We start from the raw sequence: 24127 nt of genomic DNA on the forward strand, positions 1-24127 counted from the left end.
CCCGGTCTGACGTATTTTGCGTCTGACCGGTATTTCTAAAAATGTCAGTTTTTATCCTTCATTTCCCGTTGCCTCATCGGCATAGCATCAATAGTATTAAATAATTTTTCATTTGAGAAAGGAGAGTTGCTTCTTAATTTCACCCCACCATCTTTGCCAATCAATAAGTTTTCATAGGGTTGGTTTTCTTCAATTTTCAACTCTTTTATGATTTGGTGGAAATCTAATTGGTGATTTTCATTTAAATTCCAGATGTCAACCTTTTCTTTTTTTAGAAGGATTACTTTCAACTCACGTTCTTTATATCCCTCTTTATTTATGCTGATTTTAGCTAGCTGCTCTTCTAATTGTGAAGATTTCTGATCGTCTGCGTAAATGATCAAAAGTCTGTTTTTCCACTGGAAATCATCCAAGTTTGTAATTTGAGCTTGAGCGCAACTCATCTGAAAGATTAAGATTGTTAAAAGTAATATTTGTCTCATAGTATTGGTAACTAATGGAGAAAGAGGATGTTTGAATAGTCTGGGTCTAAAGATAAGGTCGCTCCTACGGAGCTTTGGTTATCAGTTTATTGTATAGTTACCATAAGATCGTCCCTCCGGGACTTATTTTCTGATCAAAGATTGAGGTTAATAAATTGACCTGCTGTTCAAATAATGTCTGAAAAAACTTTTAAGATTAAAGAACACTACTTTTTTAAGCAGGTATCAATGAAATAGAAATCTACAATAATGCACCAGGTCTGCTCTGCCAAAGCACCGTAGGTGTGATCTTATGGTAGCTTAAAAGGAAAAACAAAAACCTTAGCTCTGTAGGAGCGGCCTTATTCTGGAAAGCTAGTGCAATCTTCTTAGCTCAAATTACATTTTGTTATATACCATATCAACCCAAAGGAACAGCAGTTGTATCCGTAATCTTTTTCATCACAAATGAGCTTTGAATATTAGCCAGATTCTCATTGGTCGAGAGCTTATTGACTATAAAGTCCTGAAAAGCATTCATGTCTTTTACCAATATTTTCAAATGATAATCATATTGCCCAGCAAGGTGATAACATTCCGTAACCTCAGGGATTTTTGCAACATGAGCTTCAAACTGAGCCAGTTTGTCTTTAGTGTGTTTTTCTAGCCTCAACATGCAAAGCGCCATTAAACCTTTACCAGTTTTATCCGCATCAATCAATGCTACATATTGCCCGATTACACCCGTTTTTTCCAACCTTTTTACCCTTTCATAAACTGGTGTAATGGTCAGATCAAGCTGCGCGGCTAGTTCTTTATTTGTGATGCGAGCATTCCTTTGTAGAAGCTTGATAATTTGAATATCGGTTGCATCTAATCGGATAGTAGAATTATTTTCCATTATGATACTTTTAATTGCCTTCGAAAAGATTTTATATCAATAATATGTGATAAATATAGTTTTATTTTCTTAAATATATACAGATCAAGAATTATTTTCTAAATTTATAAAAAATTAAAGAAATTATGAGCGAGCATTCTTTTTCACCTGAGAGTCTAATGATGTCCTTTGGCTACAAGCCAGAATTATCAGAAGGAGCTATTAAATGTCCTATTTTTCAGACTTCGACCTTCGCTTTTAAAAAGGCAGAAGACGGTAAAGCATTTTTTGAGGTTGCTTACGGTAAGCGTGAAAAAACTGATGAAGAGGAATTAGGATTAATTTACAGCCGTTTGAATAACCCTAATCTTCAAATTACTGAAGACAGATTATGTCTTTGGGATGGAGCCCAAGATGCCGCTATTTTTGAAAGTGGGATGGGAGCCATTAGTAGTATGTTAATGGAATTTTTGAATCCTGGAGATGTGCTTTTGCATTCAGTTCCTGTTTACGGTGGAACAGACCATTTCATCAATCATGTTTTGCCAAAATGGGGCATTCAATCTGTAGGGGTGAACCCTTATCAGGATATGGAAGAAGTAATGCAGGAGCTTGAAGCCAGCGGATTGAAAGATAAAGTTCGTTTCATTTATTTGGAAACACCTGCCAACCCAACTAATGCATTGGTGGATATTGGGATGTTTAGGGAGATCGCTAATGAAATTCAAACTGAAGAAGAGCCAGTTTACATAGGAGTAGATAATACTTATATGGGGCCAGTATGGCAACATCCATTGCAATTAGGAGCTGATTTGGTGATTTATTCTGCTACCAAATACATAGGTGGCCATAGTGATTTAGTGGCTGGAGCATGCTTAGGCGCAGCAGATTTGATTAAAAGAGTGAAAGGTTTCAGAACCTTCATGGGGAATATGGCTGGGCCTCACACAGGCTGGTTGTTGATGAGAAGTTTAGAGACTTTGAAAGTAAGAATGGAGAAGCAAGCTGCTAATGCTGAAGAAGTTGCTAATTTCTTAAATACACATCCTAAAGTAGAGAAAGTTTATTATCTAGGGAATCTAAGGCCTGAAGATGGCAGACAGTATGAAATTTTCAAAAAACAATGTAGTTCCAATGGTGCCATGTTAGCTTTTGATATTAAAGGAGGAGAAAAGGAAGCATTTAAATTTTTAAATAGTACTAAATTGATAAAACGGGCGGTTAGTTTAGGAAGTACGGAATCCTTGGCTGAACACCCTGCAACCATGACTCACTCTGATGTTAATGAAGAATTAAGAAATAAGATAAATATCACTTCCAAGCTGGTAAGAATATCAGTAGGAGTGGAGGATGCCAAAGATTTGATTTGGGATATTGAGCAGGCTTTGGAAAAAGTTTGATTTTTAAGAATCAAGAGTCTATTACCTAGATTCTAGACTCTTGATGTTTTTACCTTTTATGATTAAGAGTTGATCTTTTTGTCAATTGAATATTGTCAACTGTCTATATAATATCGTTAGGTAGTTATATCATTAAAATTTTTGAGTATTTTCTTATTTTGGTTTATTTTTAAAAATAAATCCCTACCTTTGCGCGCTCATTTGGGAGACGGCCACTCGAATTTATAAGAAAAATCCAAATTGGGCGCATGAAACAATATTTCAAATTATTTGACCTCACACAAAAGGTAGATTACAAAACAGAAGTGCTTTCAGGAGTCACTGTTGCATTGGCTTTAATTCCTGAAGCTGTTGCTTTTGCTTTTATGGCCGATTTATCTCCTTTAACGGGTCTTTATGCTGCTTTTGTGATGGGTTTGGTGACCGCTATTTTAGGTGGTCGACCTGGTATGATATCAGGTGCAACAGGAGCTATTGCCGTGGTGATTGTTGCTTTATCACAAAAATTTGGAGTTGAATATGTACTTGCAGCTGTGATTTTATCAGGTTTGATTCAAGTGTTAGCTGGATTTTTGAAGTTAGGAAAATTCATGCGTTTGGTACCTCACCCTGTGATTTTTGGTTTTGTAAATGGCTTAGCATTTATAATTTTTAGTTCGCAATTCAAGCAATTTCAAGACGATGCTGGGAATTGGTTAACAGGAGAGCCACTTTATATACTTTTAGCTTTAGTTTTAGGTACTATGCTAATTGTTTGGGGATTACCTAAGATAACAAAGGCTGTCCCATCATCATTAGTAGCTATTTTGGTGATATTTGGAATCGTAGTCTATTTTGGTATTGATACCAGAACTGTTGGGGATGTAGCTTCAATTAAAGGCGGATTCCCACCATTTCATATACCTAACATTCCTTTAAAGTGGGAAACCCTAATGATCATCTTACCATATTCAGCGATTATGGCAGCAGTTGGCTTGATTGAAAGTCTTTTGACGCTTAACATTATTGATGAGATCACTGAAACAAGAGGTAGAGGAAATAAGGAAGCAGTAGCCCAAGGTACAGCCAATATTTTATCTGGCTTATTTTCAGGAATGGGTGGTTGTGCCATGTTAGGACAAAGTTTGATTAACATTTCAAATGGAGCTCGTGCTAGATTATCTGGTATAGTTGCAGCTGTGATGTTATTGGTTTTCATCATGTTTGGATCTTCATTAATTGAATTGGTTCCAATGGCAGCATTAACTGGTTTGATGATCATGGTGGCTATTGGAACATTCGAGTGGGCGAGTCTAAAGACGCTTAATAAAATGCCAAAGTCAGATATTTTAGTAATGGTATTGGTGACTTTGGTGACTATTATCCTTCATAATTTGGCTTTAGCCGTAATCGTAGGTGTGATTATTGCGGCATTAGTATTTGCTTGGGATAATGCTAAAAGAATTCGTGCAAGAAAAAGTGTTGATGATGAAGGTGTAAAGCATTATGAAATTTATGGCCCTTTGTTTTTCGGATCAGTTGCAGCTTTTAATGAAAAATTTGACATTTTGAATGATCCTGAAGAGGTGATAATTGATTTTCAGGAAAGCAGGGTAGTGGATATGTCAGCCATTGAGGCATTGAATAAAATTACTGAGCGATATATGAAAGTAGGGAAGAAGGTTCACTTAAAGCACTTAAGCCCTGATTGCAGGAGATTGCTTAAGAATGCAGATAAAATTATTGATGTTAATGTAATAGAAGACCCTAATTATAAATTGGTGGTTGATAAAGTTTAGTTTTTTTCATAGTGAGTAGTTTTGGTTTAGGTTAAGAAAGCCGGGAGTAGTGACCCGGCTTTTCTTTTGCTTGAATCTCAAATTTTAAATCTATTTTGTTTCATTACAAAATTATTTTGATAGGTGATTCTGCATGACAATTTATTTTAAGGCAAAACATTCTCATTGTACTTTATGTCTTTGATTTCTAATTTCAACCAATTCCAATCCATATTCTCTAGTTTCCAAGTTGCCTTCATTTTTGAGGGTACTTTTATTCCTTCAAAAGTTTTATAATCATCTACCGTTAACACCCATTCATAACGTTTAGAATCAGCTTCGTTTCCTTTAAAACGGTCAGCAGAAAATTTGATAAAGTCTCCATTCGAATTAAAAAAGAAAGTTCCAGTAGCCTTAGTTCCTTGGTAATCCATAGTTGCTTTTGCAGTGCTATCATTAATTTGTTCCCAGGTAATATATTCACTTACAGCTAAGGAAGGAAACCATACCATTTCTCCTAAGTATCGTTGCATAGTTCCTTCATTTAGTTTCTCACCTTTCTCATTTACTACCTTAACTAAAGCATTTAACTTAATTAACATTTCTCCCTTTCCATCATAAAATTTGTCTCTACCTTGGAAATTCACCAGTTTGTTCATTTTAACGTCAACTATCCATATAAAAGAAGGTGTATCCATAATTGAATATTGTACAGCCTTGGCCTCAAGCCAGTTTTTTTGATCTGTATTCATTTTCATTTTGGCTTCTTGAATAACTTTTCCTTTTGTAATGATAGGTTTTCCGATTGCACCCGAATTTTTCAACCACCTTTTTACTGGTTTGGGTAATTCACTAATTCTGGTTTCAGTTAACAGGTTTACTTTTGAGGTTTTGCTTTGGTTTAGTATAGTGTTAGTTTCTAATAATGTCAATTTATGAAAGTTGAAATGACCATAAGATATCAAGGATACAATCAAAACGATGATATTAGGCAGAGTGCCAAATTTAGCATCTTTCCAAAAGATAATAATCAGGATTTGTGAAAGCAAAACTGCTATAAAACCAATAAGCCATGCGTTTTTATGATTTAGCAGAAACAATATTCCATACGCTATATAAAGAATGCTTGTGATTAACCAGATTAATCCCATCGATTTAGAGATAGGGATTGTCAATTCCTTTATTTCCTTTAAACTAAATCCTTTTACAAATCCAAGTATATGCAATAGACCATGGATTATAATAATTATAAATAGAGCTATCCTCATCTTGTCTTGCTTTGTGATTGCTGATTGAAATGACTTTATGATTAAGCCATATCCACAACAAGTTAGAGAAAATTATATAATGCTAAAACATTTAAAGAAGCAGTAATTGAGATTCAAATTCATTAATTGGGTTTTTACTTTAATTGAGTAGAAAGTGATGAAATAAGTTGAGTTCATAAATTCTATATTTACAGAATCATCTATCTACATCATTTATAAATCATAACCACTTTTGATAATGGTTGAAATCATTTTAAATCGTTCATTTGCTTTAATATAATTAGGTTTATGGGCGGGGATAATGATGGACTGCCCCGTTTTAAGAATAGAAGATTTACCTTCAATTACGATTTCAGCCTGGCCATCAATGATTTGAGCATAGCAATCAAATGGAGAAATTTTTTCAGTTAATCCCTCTCCACTATCGAATGACATAACGCTGATGCTTCCTGTTGATTTTTTTAATACCGTTTGGATTACAACTGAATTTGGGATATACTCTATTATTTCCACCGTTATATGTGTTACAGATTTTTCTAATTCAACAGTTTTCATATCATAATTTGATTAAACGAAAAAGGCTGGAAAATCCAGCCTTTTTCAATTTTGAAATATTTTCTTTTTAATTTTCTACTGTGAAGTTTTTTAAAGCACTTCCCAGTCTATTCATGTCCTTATTGAACTCAGATTTGAATGATTTCCAATTCTCTTTGGAGGTTGCTTTGTAATCCCCCATTTTTATTTTGAGTTCTTCGTTGTTTTGCTCCAAAGTAGCAACTTGCTTTTCGTATTCTGCTCTTAATTCATTTTTACTGTTTTTTATTTTGGCATTTATCTCGTCAATTTTTTTATCGTTTTCAGTTATTTTTTTACCTACTTCGATCCTGAATAATCTTACTTCCTCAGCGTATTCTTGCTTTGCTTCTTTTAAATCTGCATTTGCTTCATTTACATCTTCTTTTGCGTTTTGTAATTTTTCAGATGAGGAATTACAACTAGTGAAAAGTAATGTCGCACCTATGGCCAATGTAATGGCGAAAGTTTTTATTGTGCTTATTTTAATATTCTTAAATGGTATGTTCATTTGAGTGCTTTTAAAATTTTAAAGATGATTATTAGTATTCATGTGTATTGATAGTTTATGTATAAAGTATTGCATCCAATTTTGAATGTTTTATACATATGGAATATTTACTGTTGTTAAATTAAAGTTAATAAGAGAGTCCAACGATTATCTTAAGAATCTACCACCCCCAATTACCCTAAGCAAAACTGCGACCACTGCAATTACAATTAATATGTGAATCAAGCCACCTGCGCCATAGCCCAGATATCCAACTAGCCAAAGAATTATTAATACTACTGCGATAATGTAAAGAATATTACCCATGTTTTTATTATTTAAATAATGTATAACCTATTGTACCCTGTAACCATGCATTTTTATATCTGGGAGTGTCTGATGTTCCGTCTCCATGATTGTCTTGAAAATCCCAGCCCACTCGGCCTCCAATTATAAAGCCATCTAAGTATAAATCCATCCCTGCTACAAAACCAAGAATATTCTTGCGGATGTTGTCATTTTTAAAATCCTCTTCATGCGTGAAACTCCCAGCTGAATTATCGAAAACATCTTTCTGGTTTATTAGGTAAGAAAATTGAGGACCTGCAACAAATGTGGCAAATTCAGATGCTTTAAATGTAAGTTGTAAAGGGATGTCGATATAGGAAGTTGTTCTTGTGAAATTATATTCGCTTCCCAGAAAAGTTCCAGAACCTTTAAATCCTTTTTGAGAGAACAAGAACTCTGGCTGTATACCGAAATACTTACTAATTGGCATATTTAAAACTGCTCCACCGACCATGCCTAATTTTCCATCTGCATTAAAATCATCCTCATTAGAATCATATATGTTGGATACATTTAGTCCTGCCTTCAGGCCAAAATAAATGTTTTCTCTATAATCATTACTTTTTTCTTGTGCTATTGCAAAGCTAGATATGGTCATAAAAGCTGCTGTGGCTAAAATTTTAAGATTTTTCATTTTACGTTTTTACTATATTAAGTTTAAGTAAAGTTGAGAAATATCATGAAGAGAGTTGTTACACATTTCATGATGAAGATTACATGTTTCACACTTTTTAGGATGGATAAAAAAAAGACAGGGTTTTATCCTGCCTTTCTCACTAAGCTTTTTAAAGCCTTATTTTATCGGTTGATTACGTTTTTCAGATTGATTAGGCTTTTTAGATTGGTTTTCATTAAGAATACCCATAACGGTATTTCTATCTTTATTCAATCTGTTTTCCACTCTACCGCATAATTCATTTTCCTTACCTTTTTCATATCTTAAATCTGAATCAGTAAGTTCCGGGTAGTCTGATTTCAATTGTTTAGATTGAGTATCCCAATCACCATTCATTTTAAAATCACCGTTGCTTTTACTTTGTTTTGAGTTCATAAGCTTTACAATTTATTTGTAACTGAGTTATTACTTTACAAAGATGACCTATTAAAGCCCAGAATGATTTACACAATCAAAACTTAAACATACATAAATCACACGTTTTCAAGGTTTTCACTTCTCTTTTGTTTCAGTTGTTTGTAATAGGAAGGACAAAGACCTGTGGTTTTTTTGAACTGATTCGAAAGGTGTGCTACACTGCTATAATGCATCTGAAAGGAAATTTCTGACAGACTAAGTTCATCATATAACAAGAGTTCTTTAATCCTTTCAATTTTATGATTGATAATAAATTGTTGAATGGTTATGCCTTTAACTTCTGAAAAATATTTGCTAAATAGGTATAATCATATCCTAATTTATTACTAATGTAAGAGGAGTAGTTTTCTTTTGGTAGTTCATCACAATAATGAATCATCTCAATAATTACATTTTTTATTTTTTCAATCAGAATGCTTTTTTTGTCATCCATTAATTCTAATCCTGATTTTTTCAAGTTCTCCTTCAATTCTTCACGTTGTGATTCAGTTATATCTTCCAAAATTTCTACCATTCCTAAATTTAAAATAACACAATTTAGTCCTAGTTTATTTAATTCTTCTTTTACCATCATTTTGCATCGCAAACTGACCATGTATTTTATATATAGCTTTTTCATGACACTAACGTTTAATATACTTCTAAACTTTAGCCTATTTTAGGTTTACTTTCTTCAACGTAATATTTTGTATAAAAACTGACTTATTAAAATATAATTTTGAATTTGAGTAGAAGGGATTTCTGAAATAATGCGATTTCTCAATTGAGAGTGGCTTTATAGGTTGATAAGTAAATCTTTGATTGGAGTGAATTAAATTATATTTTGTGCGAAAACGCTAGTTTTAATTTAAAAAAATATTTAAGTTTTTTCGAAATGCGCTTAAATTAATCTTATAGTGGTATGGCTGTATAAGTTACATCTATACATGTAATAAATGAACAATAAATTAAATATTGTAGATAATAAATAGGATTATTTGCCTACATAAGTTTATATTGAAAGAGTATTTATTTTTAGACTACTTGTAAAATAATAATTAAGAATGGAGTTTAATTTATGTGTTTCGGTTTGAGTAAACCAATTATTTTAATGCAATTTATTATGCTGCATAAGAAAGGGTGATTTCCTTAAATTTATACAAAAAAAATAGAAGCTGCGGGAGCAACTTCTATTTAGTAAGGTGAGATAAATATTACTCAGCAGGCTGAGTTACCGCATTTCCATCAAGTATAACTGCGGTCTGAGCTAATGCACGTCCATTGATTGATGCACCTGTTTGAAAGGTAATGCCAGTCATGGATAAGATGATTCCTTCCATATGAGCAGTTGTTCCTAAAGTTGCTTCACCAGCGACTTGCCAATAAATATTATTAGCATTTGCATCACCTGTTAAGATGATATTTGTTGCAGAACTCATGCTAAGATTTTCTGCAATTTGGAATATCCAAACATCAGTTGAACTTCCAGAGATGGTAACATCAGCAGGAATAGTAACTGTATTAGTCCATTTATAGACACCTGGTGATAATGTTTTTCCGCCAATATTTCCAGCTCCAAGTTCTAAGAAATCTGTCTCTGATCTACCTGCAGCATTATTATAAGCTGTTATCATATTTTCTACTGCCGTAGTAAGATCAATAGGAGTTGGATCTGCCATGTCTGCAGCATAAACTTCTCCTGTAACTTGTGCAGAGGTAGCATATGCTGTAAAATCAGTTAAAGATAAACCAGTGATAAAAGATGTAGCTGCTGGGCTAAGGCCTAAATCACCTGTTATTATTGAAGTACCTGCATTGTTAATTGCCGTTTTAGAGAGTATCACATAGTTTCCTGAAGCTCCAAGATCAACGCCTTCAATATTTTCGTCTGAGCCACTAGTAGTGAATTTCCATTCATAATTATCTTCTAAATTAACACCTTTTTGACTTTTCGCATCAGTATTAATTGTTGCAGTATACTCGCTTGCCGCATCAAATGAACCGGATGGCGTAAAAGTTGCCTTTGTTTCTGAATATACTACATCCCCATTAATATCTGTAGTGCCTTGCTCAACCGTGAAGGTCGAACTATTGATAGTAGAAGGATCCATGTCCTCACTGAATGTAATAACTACATTATTATTTCGGGCAACGTTAATATCATCACTTACAGGTGAAGTTGACTCAACAGTTGGCGCTGCATCTTCAACTGGTGTTGGATCATCTTTGTCCTTATCTTTACAGCTTACCATAAGCATGAAAAACATCATCGCTAAAATTGGAATTGTTTTAAATTGATTCATTTTATTGTGTTTAAAAAGTGTATTTATTATTTGGTGCAATTAATCGTTAAGAATTCGTTCTGAATTAAAAAATGTAACGAATAGATAATGCTCCCCCGTCACCCCAAAAGCCAGAGTGTCCATAGAAGTTAAAGGAAGGTTTCCAGTCAGCACTTAAGTTTATAGGAAGTTCTGTGAAGTTATATTCTAAGCCTAAGATTCCATCCAGACCAATAACTGTATAAGATCTATCATCTCCCCATCTTGTATCTCTACCATCCCAAAATCCAATGTGGCCACCAAAACCAACATACCAGTTTAGTCTGTCAGTGTTAAAAGCTCTGCCATGGATTTCATAAAGACCTGTTAGTTCAATTCCTCTCCATCGACTTGCAATGATACCTTCAAAAGCTGCTTTTTGAGAAACAAAATGCTTAATGGTTACTCCATTTGCAAATCCTCCTCTTAGACCTATACCTGTATTGTAATCTTGTGCATGGCCATAGGCAAATGCTAAAAATGTTATTAGAATCGTAATGCTAATTTTTTTTATCATATCAATTTTGTTTTATCAACTCTTTTGGCTTTTAGGTGCCACCCTTGTATTAAACCTATTTCAATTGGGCTCACCATTTGTTTTATGGTGATACAATATTAGGTGGTTAAGCATCGAAGAGTATTACACAATAAAACAAGAGATTTACATAAATCACTGATGTTACTGATTAGGGAGAATAATGGGGTATTAAATGGAGGTAAAATTTAAATGATGGGTTAATTAAGATTTGTTTTTAAACATCTTCTAGATTTCCTTGTCTTTTTTCTTTTAATTTTCTGTAGAAGGATGGAGTTAGACCGGTAATTTTTTTAAACTGATTGGAAAAGTGTGCAACACTACTATAATTAAGCCTGTAGGATATTTCGGAAGTGTTAAGTTCTTCATAAAGTATAAGCTCTTTGGCTTTTTCGATTTTATGAATAATAATAAACTGTTGTATTGTAATCCCTTTCACTTCTGAAAATAGATTTGAAAGATAAGTGTAATCATAGCCTAGTTTTTCACTAATATAATCCGAATAATTTATCTTGGGTTGTTCTTCAGTGAAATGTATCAACTCTATTATACTATTCTTAATTTTTTCAACTATGATGCTTTTTTTATTATCCAATAATTCCAAACCTGATTTAAGCAGGTTTTGCTTGAGTAATTGACGTTGTTCTTGAGAAATATCCTGAAGGAGTTCAACTGCACCTAATTCCACAACCAAATGTTTTAGATCTAGTTTTTTGAGTTCTTCCTGCACCATTAATTTACAGCGGAGGCTGACCATGTATTTTATATACAGTTTCTCTTTAGCTACTGGAGATAGAAGGGCTATATGAATAGGATTGAGTTGCATACCTTAAAAAAAATGAGTGTTATAAGTTATAGTGCGTGATCATTTGAGTATTTTGATTGAATATTAATACTGAATGAATTATAGGCATTTAAAGAAAAAATGATACATAATTAACATGTACTTATTTTTTACAAGTATAATTAGGTATTAGCTTAATATACGTAATAATAGCTTCAAATACTATTTTTCATTACCTGAATAAGTATGTGACATTTTAGGTGTTTTGAAATTTTATTTTTAAAGCTTTAGTGCCTAGAGGGTCTAATAAAAACCCAAAATTCACTTGTGAAATTATTGTTACCTTTGAGTAATAACATTTTCTTGTTAAAACACTGAAAATCGTCAATTCTCAATGAAAATTTTATGACCGATATAGTGATATTGCTATTTCGGAATATAAATTATTGTATATGTGTTTTTCAGCAAGTGCCAGTTTTGCAGCAGGAGCAGTTTTAACTTCTGTTGGAGCAGCTTCCCTTCATAAAACCAAGAAACCTTCAGAGATTCCGTTTGCAAGCATTCCACTTTTTTTTGGTTTACAGCAAATTACAGAAGGCTTTGTTTGGCTATCGCTGACCAATCCCGACTATGCATTTATGGAGGGTATTTCTGCACATGCTTTTATTTTCTTTGCACAAGTGCTTTGGCCTTTCTGGGTGCCTTTTTCTATTTATAAATTTGAAAAACAAGAAGGAATAAAAAATATTTTAGGCAAAGTTTTAGTAGGGATAGGAGTGCTTATTGCCACTGTATTGGCATATTTTCTGTTTACGCAACATATAGAAGCAGAAATTCTTGGTCATCATGTTTCATATGACCAAGCATATCTTCAGCAATTTGGTGTAATTGGCGGGATTTTGTATTTGGCAGTTATAGTTATACCTCCGCTTATCTCCTCAAATAGAAAAATGTGGATTCTTGGGGGAGCAATTTTTCTGGCCTATATTTTCACAGAAATATTCTATTCGCAATATGTTGTTTCAGTCTGGTGTTTTTTCGCTGCAATTTTAAGTGCGATGGTTCTTTGGATTTTTTTCGCTAAAAGAAAAGATTCTAAGTAGTTAGAAAAGAATAGTATCAATAATAAATTTGGAAATAACCACTTCGAACTTAGTTCCGTAAGTGGTTAGGTTCAAACGTCCGTTTAAACTTATATTAAACCTTTTTATAAGTTTTAGACAAGTATTTCGATGGAATAGTATAATATAGATGTTCAAAGTCTTCCTTTTTCACCTATATTAGCAGTTCAAACATACTATCAAAACCTGCAAGGCTGTCTGTTGATGGTTTTTTTGTTTTGAAGTGTGTTTGAGTAATTATAAGTGAAATAATGACAAATTTTATGTTATTATCCGTGGAATATTGGGGATAGTGTTAATATTGTAATTATTTAATTGTTGTAATTCACAATATTGCCAAGCCACTGACTTCGCAAGCTAACGGTAGAGCAGAAAAATTAAAAAAATAATAAAAAAGCGAGGGATACAAGATGCTCATTTTTAAATGTATTATAGGACGTTAGTCAGACAAAATGGAAGTAGTATGAACAGACTTTTAAGAATCATCTTATTAACAATTATAGTTTCCTGTAGCACAGAAGAAAAGGAGGAAAAACTAGGCGGACTTCAATTAACTATCTCATCAAGTGTTGATCAAACAAATCTCAAAAATCAAGAGATCATCAGCACTCTTAAGAAATTCCTTGAAACCAAGAATGATTCATATATAGAAAATGAAATTTGGTCGCAAGAAGACTTCGAAACCTTTTTGTACCCTTATTACGATATTTACGAAATAGAGCACAACGACAGTATTCTAAATTACTATCAGCCCAGTTTAATGGAAATTGTTAAGACCGATGAAGAGAAAAAGAAACTACTGAAATTGGCCTTTATTGGTCACAAGGATTCTACAAATGAAAATACTATAAAAAGTATATATAATATAGTAGCTACCGAAACTGAAAATGGAATAGTTCTTAGTAATCCGCTTCATTACCTCACCAAAGACTGGACAAAAATTAAGAAAGGCAGTTTGCAATATGTTGTCTCTCCTCAGAAAAAATTCAATGACAGAGAAGCGCAAAAGCAACTTGAAGATATTGAAGAAATCTCCGAGTTTTTTAATATTGATCCCTTGGAAATAACATATTATTCCTGCACTAACTTGAAGGAATTATTCAGAATTAAGGGCTTCGACTATAATCCAATAATGTATAGAGAAGGTGGGGGTGGTTTATCTTCGCATCACAATATTGTTTTTTCAGGAAACAGTTCTGAGTTTTACACACATGAAATTATGCACCTTTATATCATTGAATTATATCCTTCAAGAGCTCAACTGATCAACGAAGGTATGGCAACATACGTGGGTGGAAGTGGAGCCTTCAGCTATACATGGCATAAAGAGAACTTAAGGAGTCATCTTGAAAACAATCCCGAAATAGATTTTACAAAGCATTTGGAACCCTTCGAACGATTCTTTGCTGGTGAAACCTCCATCCCTTATATGATCGGGGCATTGATATGTGAAAGAACATACCGCTTACATAGTAAAGAAAAACTGTTAAAACTTCTAAAAGGAGAATACAATCTTTGGTACTTACTAAATGATGTTGGATTGACAAAAGAAAATCTCAATGCAGAATTAAGAAAAGAGTTATTACTACCACCAACATTAGCTATAGCCAATGCGGGTTTTAGTCGGTAAAAATTAACATATTGCAATTAATAAAGTTCATAAAGTCAGGTAAGTAAGTGGTATCAAACCCCGCACTAGCCATAGCCATAGTGTTGGCATCATTCAAAACATCGCAAAAAACAGGAAATTATATGAGCAAAATTCAAGTAATGGGATTAGTAGTATTAATTATCGGAATTATAATAACATTCGTTGTAGAAAATAAGAATGCCGACTTTATTGGGAGCCTCCTAATGGGAGGGGGAGTTGGAGTGCTGGTAGCAGGAATATCAAAGAAATCTAAAAGTTAGTCTGATTAAAAATTTATGACTTTTTTGTAATTTGATGGCTTAAAAAAACAACGAAATGCCAATAATATAAAACCCATTTGTTCAACATCTTGTAGATAGGCGACTGCTTTATAGCCCGTAATTTATGCTTGCTTTTCATAGCTGGCAACCAGAGATTGCGCTGGTCAAGTAAAGTGCTTAATTATTCTAAGCTTTTGCAATTTATAAAGTGTATCAGTTTGTGGAGAAAAAAGCATAAACTACTACTTTCAGTATTTCATAACCTAGTTTAGCAAACGGGTCTTATACAGGCGTTAGCAACCATAACGAACACTGCCTTAACGAACAAAATAATATTTCCCTATCTTATCATCCCATCTATCAACTTCTAAACCCAAACCTCTAATTTCTTCCACCCTTTTCTCCTATATTTGCGTAACGAATATAGACTATATAAAATATGAAAATATATACCAAAGGCGGAGACAAAGGTAAAACCTCTTTATTGGGTGGTTCACGGGTATCTAAGGCGCATTTACGCATTGATGCTTACGGCAATGTGGACGAGCTGAATTCTTGGATGGGCGTATTACGTGACCATAAAGAAAACACTTCCCGTAACCTGCTTTTTATTGAAATACAGGATAGATTATTTACCATTGGTTCGCAGTTGGCAAAGGAGCCAGGGGAGAGCAAATTTCCTATTCCTGATATCTCAGAATCGGATGTAGAGCGATTGGAAGCTACCATAGATGAAATGACCGAAAGCTTACCGCCCATGAAAAATTTCATTTTACCGGGCGGTCATCAGCTGGTTTCTTTTACCCATGTAGCCCGTACTGTTTGCAGACGTGCCGAAAGGGGAGTAGTGGCCTTGAAAGAACATGAAGAAGTCAATGATTTGATAATCACTTATTTAAATAGATTGTCTGACTACTTATTCATGCTTAGTCGCAAATTAACGCAGGAATTGGATGCGAATGAAGTGCCTTGGATACCAAAAAAGTAATTGGAAATAAGCCCTTTTTTTTGTACTTTCGTGCAATTTTAAATTAAACCGACCATCATGTTAGATACTTTAGATATTTCTATTCAGAAAGTTCAAAATTCCCGCATTAGTGAGGTGGATTTTAGTAATATCCCTTTTGGGAAAGTTTATTCTGACCATATGTTTATAGCGGACTATGAAGATGGTCAGTGGAGCGATTTAAGAATTGTACCTTATGAAAATCTTTCCATGGCTCCGGCTTCAAGTGTTATACATTATGGGCAGTCTGTTTTTGAAGGCTTAAAAGCTTATAAAAATAGCAATGGAGAGGCTGTAGTTTTCCGACCTGAGGCAAATGCCAAAAGATTGAATAAGTCAGCTGAAAGAATGTGCATACCGGAAGTACCGGAAGAGCTTTTCATGCAGGCTATGACTGAATTGTTGAATTTAGATAAAGACTGGATTCCAAACAGGGAGCATACCGCTTTATATATTCGTCCATTCGTTTTTGCTATGGATGATTATATCGGCATCAAGCCATCTGAAAAATATAGATTTATGATTATCACTTGTCCTGTGGGCGCTTATTATAGCGAACCAGTGAAAGTGAAAATAGAAACTGAATTTACCCGAGCAGCTAAGGGCGGAACAGGTTATGCCAAAGCAGCTGGTAATTATGCGGGTTCATTATATCCTGCAAAATTAGCACAGAAGCAAGGTTATCATCAATTAGTGTGGACAGATGCTAAAGAGCATAAATATATTGAAGAATCAGGTACCATGAACATTATGTTCGTGATCAACGATACTTTAATCACTCCTGAAGCAAGTTCTACTATTTTGAGAGGAATTACACGTGATTCTGTATTGACCTTGGCAAGAGAATGGGGAATGAAAGTGGAGGAAAGAAGAATTAGTGTAGAAGAAGTAGTAGAAGCAGCTAAAAACGGTACTTTGCAAGATGCTTTTGGTGCTGGTACTGCAGCCACTATTGCCCATATAGAATTAATTGGTCATGATGGAGTGGATTATAAATTACCTCCGGTTGAAGGAAGAGATTTCTCGAATAAAGTATTAAAAGCAATGGATGCTATTAAATTAGGTGAAGCAGAAGATAAATTCGATTGGATTTTTAAGCTTTAACTTATATCAAAATATTGAATTTGCCGTATGATGAGTGATTGTGCGGCTTTTTTTATGGGGGTTATTTAATTCTTTTGATACACCCCCCTTCGCCCTGCTCAAGGGGGGAGTCGCATTGAAATACTTTTGATTTTTAATTTGATTCATAATCACCTATTATACTTTTTGTGTAAGAATTGAAAAATAGTGATAAAACTGTTTGACTTCTGCTCAGCTAAATCTGTGTAGCTGTCCCCTTGAGGGGGGACCACAGGTGTGTTGCTTGCTTCAGATAGGATTAAGTTAAAAAGTAGAAATAATATACAATAGCATAGATTATTATTTATAAAACAACATAAAACAAAGTCCTAATGACTAGTGACGATTTAAAAGACTTAAAGGCCCGAGTGGAAGCACTTCGGGGGTATCTTTGACTACGAAAAGAAAGTAGAAGAAATAAAAGAATTGGAATTGGTATCTGCCCAACCTGATTTTTGGAATGATTCAGATGAGGCAGAAAAGACCATGAAGGTGATTCAAGGCCTAAAGGAATGGACAAAACATTTCGAAGAGCTAAATGAATTATACGGAGAAGTAGAGACTTACTATGAATTTCTGGAGATGGGTGAGTCCACTGAGGAAGAAGTAGCTAAAGCCTATAAAAAAGCCTTGACCAAAACCGAGGAACTAGAGCTGAAAAAAATGCTTTCTTCTGAGGAAGACCAACTTTCAGCTATGCTGCAAATTACCCCTGGTGCGGGCGGTACGGAAAGTAACGACTGGGCTGGAATCCTAATGAGGATGTACATCATGTGGGGAGAAGCTAATGGCTATAAAGTACGTGAAGTAGATTTTCAGGAAGGTGATGTGGCAGGTGTAAAATCTGTTACCTTGGAATTTGATGGGCCACAAGCTTATGGCTTCTTGAAATCTGAAAATGGCGTACACCGATTAGTTCGTATTTCACCATTCGATAGTGGAGGAAGAAGACATACTTCTTTTGCTTCGGTTTATGTTTATCCTGTAGTGGATGATACGATTGAGATAGACATCCATCCCAACGATGTGGAGTTACACACCTCTCGTTCTGGTGGTGCTGGTGGTCAGAATGTGAACAAGGTAGAGACTAAGGTACAGTTAACCCACAAACCAACAGGGATAGTGGTAGTTTGCCAAGCCAATCGTACACAGCTCGGAAATAGGGAAGAAGCCATGAAAATGTTGAAATCTCAATTATACCAAATTGAGGTAGAGAAGAGAAGTGCTGAGAGAAATGAAGTGGAAGCAGGCAAGAAGAAAATCGACTTTGGCTCTCAGATTAGAAACTATGTTTTGCATCCTTATAAATTAATTAAAGATGCCAGAACAGGAGTAGAGCGAACCGATGTCCAAAACGTTTTGGATGGTGATTTGAATGATTACATCAAAGCTTACTTGATGGGTAGTCATGAGAAAGTAGACTGAGAAAACTAAAAATTAGAATTAAGTTTGCTTAAAATTTAGAAATATAGTCTCAGAAGGTCGGTGGAACCGACCTTGAGGTCTATCTACGATCTCGGCTCAAATTCATGGTAAATGATAGGGGGCTAGAAGCTTCAATTAAAGCTGTGATAGTTCAACCTACTTCTTTAACATCAACTTCAAGGTGCTTTGCTTATTATCTTTGGTGATTTTGAGTAAGTATAAATTATTATCCAAATTGCTAATGTTGACCTCATTTCGGTTTTCTGAATTGCTCATTTCTAATCTTAATCTACCTTGAAGATCATAAATCTTAATCATATCCCAACTGTCTGTAAGTCTTAATCTCCCTTTATTTGGGTTAGGATAAGCTTTAATATTCCACTCTGAATTGATAGCTTCTTTATTGGAGACCGTTATTCTAGCCTCATCAAAAACAGGCCGGATCATCACACTGCCTTCCAATATAGTATTGGGTTCCCATGTCCCGCTTTGATTGTAAAATAAATTATCGGCACTATTGGTATTTTTATCAAAACCAACAGACAAAGGATCATCATTCTCTTCTCTGTATCCTATATAGAATTCTCCGCTAAGTAATACAGGTCTATCGAATGAAAATCTTTGAAATTCATTAATTCCAGAACTTTCATTAATTAAAACATTTTGTGCTCTTATGATATCATCTGTATTTGCAGTCAGCTCATCCCAGACTAACAAAGTAATGTTTTGAGTAGACGAATTTTGACCAATATTAGGAACATATATTTCAATTCCAGTTAAGTACTGCTCCCCAATCATCTCAAAACCTTGAGCTAGCAGATAGTTTCTTGAGTTTAGTTGAACTCTCGATTCAGCTGTTCCATCATCATAGGCATAAAAATCATGTAATGGAATAATAGTAGATATGGTGTCGTTTTGCCTGAAACTTAAGTCGGGATAATATTGTGTCACACCATCTATAGTTTCAAAAAACAAGCTATCATTAGTACCCAAATTGAATTGAAAATTTAAATAAACTGAATCTTCAGTATTTTTCTCACTCATCAAATGATCAATAAATTTGGTTTTGTTTTTTACTTGATAAGTAAACTGGGCAGTGTCCTGTAAATCAGTTAAAAATATACCATCCACTTCCAAAGAATCTATTATGCTTTGTGGCTTTAGCGTATCGTATACTATGCTGAAAAATTCTGTACCGAAAGAGAAATTGTTTGCATTACCAGCCCACAAGTTATTGTAAATAAAATCTGAAGATTGTAAATTCTGCTCAAGCCATTCTTCTTGCAAATGATGGAGCGGTATTGCATAGTAATCTTTAAAAGGCGTTCCTGCCCTTGTAGAAAATGTCCTGTCCTCATAGGAATCATATGCATTATCTTGTGTACTAACTGGCGTATTTCCTTCATTCAAATAAATGTAATCAATATTCCATACATCAAAATCACCAGCCAAATTGCCTGATACTTCAAACTTAAATTGAAAACCAGCATGCAAAAACCTTGCTTCATTTACCCTTTCAAAATGTTGTGAAAATAAGGTGGGTTCTATATTTCCCGTACCTCCAAATCCATGGACTGGAACCCAGTTTCCTTCTGAATTTTTAAAACTTAATTTTAATGAATCTTGTAAGTCAGGGGCGAAACCTCCAAAACCTTGTTGCCAAAAAAAGCTTAAATTAATATTAGAGTTTTCGTTATAGTCAGATAAATCTATGGGTTGAGATACTAAACTATCTCCAATGCCATTGTTACTTGCATCATTATCATACGGCAATCCATGACCATCAAAACCATCTAATGAAGCTACTTTTAATGAGGGTGGGAGGTAGGCATAACTATTATTGACGAATATATTTTCACCGTAAAGCCAGATACTGCTATCCGGCTTCAATCCTTTATATGAAAAGTCATCCCAAATTGGGATAGACAAAGTGTCTGCTTCTAAAACTTTTCGTTCTTGACTTGAATTAAATGATCTAGGATTATGGGATATAGCTTTTTCGCTAATTTGACCATGAACATTAAAAAAAGAAATGAACAATAAAATGACAATATGGAGTTTTAGAAGCCAATTGGGTTTCATATTTCATCAGGAGTCAATAATTCATCTTCATTCTTTGGTGCTACTACCCAGATATCAACAGTATTTCCAGTTCTAACTGATGTGCCAGACTCAGGATATTGTTGCAAGACGATTCCAGCAGCTTTTTCATCATCTTCACGCGTTTTTACTTTGCCAACTTGTAGACCACTACCAATAATGATAAATTCTGCATCCTCTTTATTATTACCAACTAATTCTGGCATTGAAAATGGTCTTCCTAATCCATTTCCTATAACTAAATCGATGGTTGAGCCTTTGGCTACATCAGCCCCAGCTTCTATTTCTTCACCGTTTACTTTTTGTTTTAAGACTGCATTTTGAAACTCGTGAGGCTCATAGGTAATTTTCCCTAACAATAGACCATAACTCTCTAAAACCATCTGTGCATTTTTTAATGAGCCATCCACTAATTTTGGCATTTTCACATCAGGTGGACTGGTGGCATTTAGAGAGACATAAATCTTCCTATTTTCTTTCACCTTTTTTCCTTCTTTAGGATCTTGACTTAAAACAGTTAAAGCGGGCTGTTCAGCAGAAAAGCCAGAATCTGCCGTTACCTCATACCTTAAATCTCTTTCCAATAAAAATTCATCTAATTCATCCAAATGAACGCCTTCCAATTGAGGAACAGTTATGCTTTCCCCGTGGTGTGTTGTTACAGGTAAATAGATGTAGAAAAAACTCAATACGAGAATAATAGATAGTCCAATTATTATACCTAGATGTATGAATAAATCTTTTAAAGAATTAGCTTTTAGCTTCATTTTGCAATGGTTTGTTTTTTCATTTTTTCAGTTCCGAACGAGAGTATTTTATCAATGAAATCATAAGGCTTATAGCCATTGATTGCGGTTTGATGAAAAATACAAGTTGCTGGTGTCATACCCGGCAAAGAGTTCACTTCAATTATAATAGTTTCTGCACTTAAATCCTCATATACCCTAACAAAAGCATCAATTCTGGCGTAACCAGTGATATTGAGTACTTCTGCGGTTTTTTTCAGTGTGGACTTTACTTGTTCCGCTACTTTTTTATAATTCTCCGATTCAGGAGTATATCTCGCAGGTGTTATGTTTTGACCTTCACCAGCCAGGAATTTTTCTTCCAAACTTAAAACTTCACCAACTGCTAACGCTTCTGAAGGCTCAAATATTTCATAATTGATACTTCCATCTTCAGTGAAATGCGTTAAAAGTCCACCCGTTATCTCTAAAAAGTGCTTTGCATCCTTTTTTTCTATTAATTCTTCTAATAGAAAAAAATTCTTCTGAGGAAATTCTTCATTCTTTTTAAGTTTCAGAATAGTGGCTAAATCTTCAATAAATTCAGCTTGGGGTCTAAACATCATTCCAGCAAAAGCCTCTAATTCAGCTCTATTTTTTATTTTTTTAACTGCTGAACTACATCCGTCATCTGCTGGCTTTGCAATCAATGGATAGCTCAATTGCTGTTCAATAGCCTTAATTTCTGCTTCTCTATTGCTTTGCCATTTATCTTCATACACCAATCGATGATCGGCTACTGATATTCCAGCAGCTTTAAGGATTTCATTTGTATCATATTTATTAATTGTGATTTTAGAACTTTCCACATCTGAGCCATTATAAGGGATATTCAATTTTTCCAATTCGGTTTGAACAGCCCCGTCTTCTCCTGGTCTTCCGTGAAGAGCTATAAAAGCCACATCAATTAATTCAGGCAAATCATTATAGGATATCTTTTTTAATGCTGTATTGGTAATGCTCGCATACTTTTCTGTTATCTCACTGCTTTCAAATTTAATTTGCGAGATGATCGGGTGTATCTGGTAATTTTTAATTTTATCCTTGATATCGTCAGCATTATCTTTCAACATAATGTTGATGGGTAATGTATACAATTCGTGTTGATCTTCATTTCCGCTTAAGAAAATCGGGATAGGTAAATATTTTTCTGATGAAGATAATTTTTCATAAATATTCCTTCCGCTTTCTACTGAAATATGTCGTTCAGTAGAAAATCCACCCATGATTACGCCAACATTAATTTTCTTTTGTGCTTTCTTTTTTAATCCTTCTAAATCCCTATCCAGTTGCTTGATCATCTTATGAAATTCAAAATGATGCTTTCCTGATTTTAATCTTGCTTTTAAGGATGTTCTGATGATATAGCTCAAAAACTGAGAAGGATTAAGCCCAATTTCAGCTGCCTGATGAAAGAAAAATGATGACGGTAACATACCGGAAGTTGTATTGGGATCATTTAAGAAAACCTTTCCTTCTTTAGTGATAAAACCATCTATTCTTGCATATACATCAATCTGAAGTGCTTTAAACAAATCAGAACATTGGGTTCTTATCTTTTCTATGATATCTTGAGGAGCATCTATAGGTGTGATTTTCCTACTAATTCCAGGCAGGTACTTCGAACGATAATCAAAAACGTCTTTACCTTTCCTAATTTCGGTAGGAGGTAAGGCAATTGGTCGTCCATTTTCATCCTGAATTACAATACATGAAAATTCTTTGCCTTCAATAAATGATTCAATCAGGAGTGAATCTTCTGAATCAATTGCTTTAAGTTTTATAACTTCTTTTTGTGTAGAAAATGTTTTATCAAGGAAGTTCAATAATTCTTCAGGTGTGTATATTAAGTCTTCTTCTATAATTACTGGAAGCCCTATACCTTCTCTAATGTCAACTAATCTGGCTATGAAGCTGATTTTTTCTTCGTAATTGTATTTGTCCCAATCACTTTTATTGATCTCTAATTCAAAAAAGCTTTTCTGAATTAAACTTTCAAATTTTGCTAAATCATTTTCAGTTAAAATACTCACTCCTATGGAAGATCCTTGATGCGGAGCTTTAATAACTAGAGGGAGATTCAGTTCTTTTTTTAAGCTTTCAAAGATATTTTCATGAGGTTGGTTATTCCAATCAGCTTGATTAAGAACAATGCTTTTTGGCCCATCAAAATTAGCCTGTTGAAGCAATTGTCTTTGTGCAATTTTACTGATCCCTATGGCTGATGGTAAAATACCTGCTCCGCTAAATGGGATACCATTCCATTCTAAAATGCCTTGAATATTTCCATCCTCACCATATGGGCCATGTAGTGCTAGGAATGCAAAATCTATATGTTTTTTGAAGTCAGAAGGATTGATTTTTTGCCCAACTTCGGCAATTAGTTTGTCCCAATCCTCATCTGATAAATTTTTCAGTGATTCAGCATAAATCTGAACAGGTAAATCTGATTTGGGTAAAAAATTAACGGGAGGATAGAAATCGCGAATGGTGCCCTTGTAGATATATTGCCAATCCAATATTATGAAATGCCCTTTGCTATCTATAAAAATAGGAACAGCTTCAAAAATTGATTTATTAAGATTGTCATAAACCGTTCTTCCACCTGCAAAGGATATTTCTCTTTCTCTTGACTGACCTCCAAAAAATATTCCGATTTTCATTTATTCGATTTATATGGATTTTAAAATTTTATCACTTGAATATGAAGCCGGTTAATGTTCAAAACCTTACAGATCATTGTTGAATCCAAATCAAGATGATTCAAT

Annotated in this window: 24 protein-coding genes; 8 read left to right on the forward strand and 16 right to left on the reverse strand. The window is 34.2% G+C overall.

Annotated elements, in window-relative coordinates; translation table 11 throughout:
- Nucleotides 1–44 precede the first annotated feature (44 nt).
- Complete coding sequence (locus ABWH96_RS09680; RefSeq protein ID WP_375581249.1) at nt 45–482, reverse strand: DUF4174 domain-containing protein; 438 nt, start codon at nt 480–482, stop codon at nt 45–47.
- A 400-nt stretch (nt 483–882) separates the two neighbouring features.
- A complete protein-coding gene (locus tag ABWH96_RS09685; protein WP_375581250.1) occupies nt 883–1362 on the reverse strand; it encodes an Lrp/AsnC family transcriptional regulator in 480 nt (159 codons plus the stop codon).
- Nucleotides 1363–1487: 125 nt separating this feature from the next.
- Between ABWH96_RS09685 and ABWH96_RS09690 the strand changes: the two genes are divergently transcribed.
- Nucleotides 1488–2741, forward strand: a complete 1254-nt coding sequence (locus ABWH96_RS09690; RefSeq protein WP_375581251.1) for a cystathionine gamma-synthase family protein — start codon at nt 1488–1490, stop codon at nt 2739–2741.
- Between the two features lie 248 nt (nt 2742–2989).
- Nucleotides 2990–4519 (forward strand): SulP family inorganic anion transporter, encoded by a 1530-nt coding sequence (locus ABWH96_RS09695; RefSeq protein ID WP_375581252.1) that lies wholly within the window; start codon nt 2990–2992, stop codon nt 4517–4519.
- A 146-nt stretch (nt 4520–4665) separates the two neighbouring features.
- On the opposite strand, the gene ABWH96_RS09700 is transcribed toward ABWH96_RS09695, so the two are convergent.
- The 11 genes from ABWH96_RS09700 to ABWH96_RS09750 form a co-directional block, all read right to left on the reverse strand.
- Entirely contained in the window at nt 4666–5766 is a 1101-nt protein-coding gene (locus tag ABWH96_RS09700) for a DUF6544 family protein (protein WP_375581253.1), read from the reverse strand.
- Between the two features lie 213 nt (nt 5767–5979).
- Nucleotides 5980–6321 carry a cupin domain-containing protein gene (locus tag ABWH96_RS09705; RefSeq protein WP_375581254.1) on the reverse strand — a complete coding sequence of 114 codons (342 nt, stop codon included), beginning with the start codon at nt 6319–6321 and terminating at the stop codon, nt 5980–5982.
- Nucleotides 6322–6388: 67 nt separating this feature from the next.
- Nucleotides 6389–6850 carry a hypothetical protein gene (locus ABWH96_RS09710; RefSeq protein WP_375581255.1) on the reverse strand — a complete coding sequence of 154 codons (462 nt, stop codon included), beginning with the start codon at nt 6848–6850 and terminating at the stop codon, nt 6389–6391.
- Between the two features lie 147 nt (nt 6851–6997).
- The gene (locus tag ABWH96_RS09715) at nt 6998–7156 is read right to left on the reverse strand and encodes a lmo0937 family membrane protein (protein ID WP_375581256.1); all 159 of its coding nucleotides are present in this window, start codon (nt 7154–7156) and stop codon (nt 6998–7000) included.
- A gap of 7 nt (nt 7157–7163) precedes the next feature.
- Nucleotides 7164–7811, reverse strand: coding sequence for a porin family protein (locus ABWH96_RS09720; protein WP_375581257.1), 648 nt, complete (start codon nt 7809–7811; stop codon nt 7164–7166).
- Between the two features lie 159 nt (nt 7812–7970).
- Nucleotides 7971–8228 (reverse strand): hypothetical protein, encoded by a 258-nt coding sequence (locus tag ABWH96_RS09725; RefSeq protein ID WP_375581258.1) that lies wholly within the window; start codon nt 8226–8228, stop codon nt 7971–7973.
- Between the two features lie 98 nt (nt 8229–8326).
- Nucleotides 8327–8539, reverse strand: a complete 213-nt coding sequence (locus tag ABWH96_RS09730; protein ID WP_375581478.1) for a helix-turn-helix domain-containing protein — start codon at nt 8537–8539, stop codon at nt 8327–8329.
- Nucleotides 8536–8889: an AraC family transcriptional regulator gene (locus tag ABWH96_RS09735; protein ID WP_375581259.1), complete on the reverse strand. Its 354-nt coding sequence runs from the start codon at nt 8887–8889 to the stop codon at nt 8536–8538. Before ABWH96_RS09735 ends, ABWH96_RS09730 begins: the two co-directional genes overlap by 4 nt.
- A 574-nt stretch (nt 8890–9463) precedes the next feature.
- Nucleotides 9464–10552, reverse strand: a complete 1089-nt coding sequence (locus ABWH96_RS09740; RefSeq protein ID WP_375581260.1) for an ice-binding family protein — start codon at nt 10550–10552, stop codon at nt 9464–9466.
- Nucleotides 10553–10616: 64 nt separating this feature from the next.
- A complete protein-coding gene (locus ABWH96_RS09745; RefSeq protein ID WP_375581261.1) occupies nt 10617–11087 on the reverse strand; it encodes a hypothetical protein in 471 nt (156 codons plus the stop codon).
- A 235-nt stretch (nt 11088–11322) separates the two neighbouring features.
- Nucleotides 11323–11862, reverse strand: a complete 540-nt coding sequence (locus tag ABWH96_RS09750) for a helix-turn-helix domain-containing protein (protein ID WP_375581262.1) — start codon at nt 11860–11862, stop codon at nt 11323–11325.
- 479 nt (nt 11863–12341) lie between these two features.
- On the opposite strand from ABWH96_RS09750, the gene ABWH96_RS09755 reads away from it, so the two are divergent.
- From ABWH96_RS09755 to prfB, 6 genes are all read left to right on the forward strand, one after another.
- On the forward strand, nt 12342–12992 hold the full coding sequence (locus ABWH96_RS09755; protein WP_375581263.1) for a DUF6629 family protein: 651 nt from the start codon (nt 12342–12344) through the stop codon (nt 12990–12992).
- A 481-nt stretch (nt 12993–13473) separates the two neighbouring features.
- Nucleotides 13474–14640, forward strand: a complete 1167-nt coding sequence (locus tag ABWH96_RS09760) for a hypothetical protein (protein ID WP_375581264.1) — start codon at nt 13474–13476, stop codon at nt 14638–14640.
- A gap of 122 nt (nt 14641–14762) precedes the next feature.
- Complete coding sequence (locus ABWH96_RS09765) at nt 14763–14921, forward strand: hypothetical protein (protein WP_375581265.1); 159 nt, start codon at nt 14763–14765, stop codon at nt 14919–14921.
- Nucleotides 14922–15360: 439 nt separating this feature from the next.
- Entirely contained in the window at nt 15361–15909 is a 549-nt protein-coding gene (locus ABWH96_RS09770) for a cob(I)yrinic acid a,c-diamide adenosyltransferase (protein ID WP_375581266.1), read from the forward strand.
- A 57-nt stretch (nt 15910–15966) separates the two neighbouring features.
- Nucleotides 15967–17031 carry a branched-chain amino acid aminotransferase gene (locus tag ABWH96_RS09775; RefSeq protein ID WP_375581267.1) on the forward strand — a complete coding sequence of 355 codons (1065 nt, stop codon included), beginning with the start codon at nt 15967–15969 and terminating at the stop codon, nt 17029–17031.
- Between the two features lie 350 nt (nt 17032–17381).
- A protein-coding gene (gene prfB / locus ABWH96_RS09780) for a peptide chain release factor 2 (RefSeq protein WP_375581268.1) occupies nt 17382–18474 on the forward strand; the annotation gives its coding sequence in 2 pieces (ribosomal slippage) (nt 17382–17441 and nt 17443–18474; 1092 coding nt in all).
- Nucleotides 18475–18630: 156 nt separating this feature from the next.
- Here the strand turns inward: prfB and ABWH96_RS09785 are convergent.
- Genes ABWH96_RS09785 through ABWH96_RS09795 form a run of 3 tightly spaced genes read right to left on the reverse strand, consistent with a single transcriptional unit; the run spans nt 18631 to nt 24022 of the window.
- On the reverse strand, nt 18631–20556 hold the full coding sequence (locus ABWH96_RS09785; RefSeq protein WP_375581269.1) for a T9SS type A sorting domain-containing protein: 1926 nt from the start codon (nt 20554–20556) through the stop codon (nt 18631–18633).
- Nucleotides 20553–21341 (reverse strand): PASTA domain-containing protein, encoded by a 789-nt coding sequence (locus ABWH96_RS09790; protein ID WP_375581270.1) that lies wholly within the window; start codon nt 21339–21341, stop codon nt 20553–20555. The genes ABWH96_RS09785 and ABWH96_RS09790 overlap by 4 nt, the downstream gene beginning before the upstream one ends.
- The gene (locus ABWH96_RS09795) at nt 21338–24022 is read right to left on the reverse strand and encodes a D-alanine--D-alanine ligase (RefSeq protein WP_375581271.1); all 2685 of its coding nucleotides are present in this window, start codon (nt 24020–24022) and stop codon (nt 21338–21340) included. The genes ABWH96_RS09790 and ABWH96_RS09795 overlap by 4 nt, the downstream gene beginning before the upstream one ends.
- Between the last annotated feature and the right edge of the window lie 105 nt (nt 24023–24127).

The organism is Marivirga tractuosa, from assembly GCF_042140215.1.
GTDB classification, from domain to species: Bacteria; Bacteroidota; Bacteroidia; order Cytophagales; family Cyclobacteriaceae; genus Marivirga; species Marivirga tractuosa_A.

Excerpts from the sequence above, each read along its gene's own strand:
- ABWH96_RS09775 (WP_375581267.1), top strand. The coding sequence starts at position 15,967 with ATGTTAGATACTTTAGATATTTCTATTCAGAAAGTTCAAAATTCCCGC.
- ABWH96_RS09785 (WP_375581269.1), bottom strand. The coding sequence starts at position 20,556 with ATGAAACCCAATTGGCTTCTAAAACTCCATATTGTCATTTTATTGTTC.
- ABWH96_RS09740 (WP_375581260.1), bottom strand. The coding sequence starts at position 10,552 with ATGAATCAATTTAAAACAATTCCAATTTTAGCGATGATGTTTTTCATG.
- ABWH96_RS09760 (WP_375581264.1), top strand. The coding sequence starts at position 13,474 with ATGAACAGACTTTTAAGAATCATCTTATTAACAATTATAGTTTCCTGT.
- ABWH96_RS09710 (WP_375581255.1), bottom strand. The coding sequence starts at position 6,850 with ATGAACATACCATTTAAGAATATTAAAATAAGCACAATAAAAACTTTC.
- ABWH96_RS09735 (WP_375581259.1), bottom strand. The coding sequence starts at position 8,889 with ATGAAAAAGCTATATATAAAATACATGGTCAGTTTGCGATGCAAAATG.
- ABWH96_RS09680 (WP_375581249.1), bottom strand. The coding sequence starts at position 482 with ATGAGACAAATATTACTTTTAACAATCTTAATCTTTCAGATGAGTTGC.
- ABWH96_RS09770 (WP_375581266.1), top strand. The coding sequence starts at position 15,361 with ATGAAAATATATACCAAAGGCGGAGACAAAGGTAAAACCTCTTTATTG.
- ABWH96_RS09700 (WP_375581253.1), bottom strand. The coding sequence starts at position 5,766 with ATGAGGATAGCTCTATTTATAATTATTATAATCCATGGTCTATTGCAT.
- ABWH96_RS09690 (WP_375581251.1), top strand. The coding sequence starts at position 1,488 with ATGAGCGAGCATTCTTTTTCACCTGAGAGTCTAATGATGTCCTTTGGC.
- ABWH96_RS09715 (WP_375581256.1), bottom strand. The coding sequence starts at position 7,156 with ATGGGTAATATTCTTTACATTATCGCAGTAGTATTAATAATTCTTTGG.
- ABWH96_RS09765 (WP_375581265.1), top strand. The coding sequence starts at position 14,763 with ATGAGCAAAATTCAAGTAATGGGATTAGTAGTATTAATTATCGGAATT.
- ABWH96_RS09695 (WP_375581252.1), top strand. The coding sequence starts at position 2,990 with ATGAAACAATATTTCAAATTATTTGACCTCACACAAAAGGTAGATTAC.
- ABWH96_RS09750 (WP_375581262.1), bottom strand. The coding sequence starts at position 11,862 with ATGGTCAGCCTCCGCTGTAAATTAATGGTGCAGGAAGAACTCAAAAAA.
- ABWH96_RS09795 (WP_375581271.1), bottom strand. The coding sequence starts at position 24,022 with ATGAAAATCGGAATATTTTTTGGAGGTCAGTCAAGAGAAAGAGAAATA.
- ABWH96_RS09745 (WP_375581261.1), bottom strand. The coding sequence starts at position 11,087 with ATGATAAAAAAAATTAGCATTACGATTCTAATAACATTTTTAGCATTT.
- ABWH96_RS09755 (WP_375581263.1), top strand. The coding sequence starts at position 12,342 with ATGTGTTTTTCAGCAAGTGCCAGTTTTGCAGCAGGAGCAGTTTTAACT.
- ABWH96_RS09685 (WP_375581250.1), bottom strand. The coding sequence starts at position 1,362 with ATGGAAAATAATTCTACTATCCGATTAGATGCAACCGATATTCAAATT.
- ABWH96_RS09725 (WP_375581258.1), bottom strand. The coding sequence starts at position 8,228 with ATGAACTCAAAACAAAGTAAAAGCAACGGTGATTTTAAAATGAATGGT.
- ABWH96_RS09720 (WP_375581257.1), bottom strand. The coding sequence starts at position 7,811 with ATGAAAAATCTTAAAATTTTAGCCACAGCAGCTTTTATGACCATATCT.
- ABWH96_RS09705 (WP_375581254.1), bottom strand. The coding sequence starts at position 6,321 with ATGAAAACTGTTGAATTAGAAAAATCTGTAACACATATAACGGTGGAA.
- ABWH96_RS09790 (WP_375581270.1), bottom strand. The coding sequence starts at position 21,341 with ATGAAGCTAAAAGCTAATTCTTTAAAAGATTTATTCATACATCTAGGT.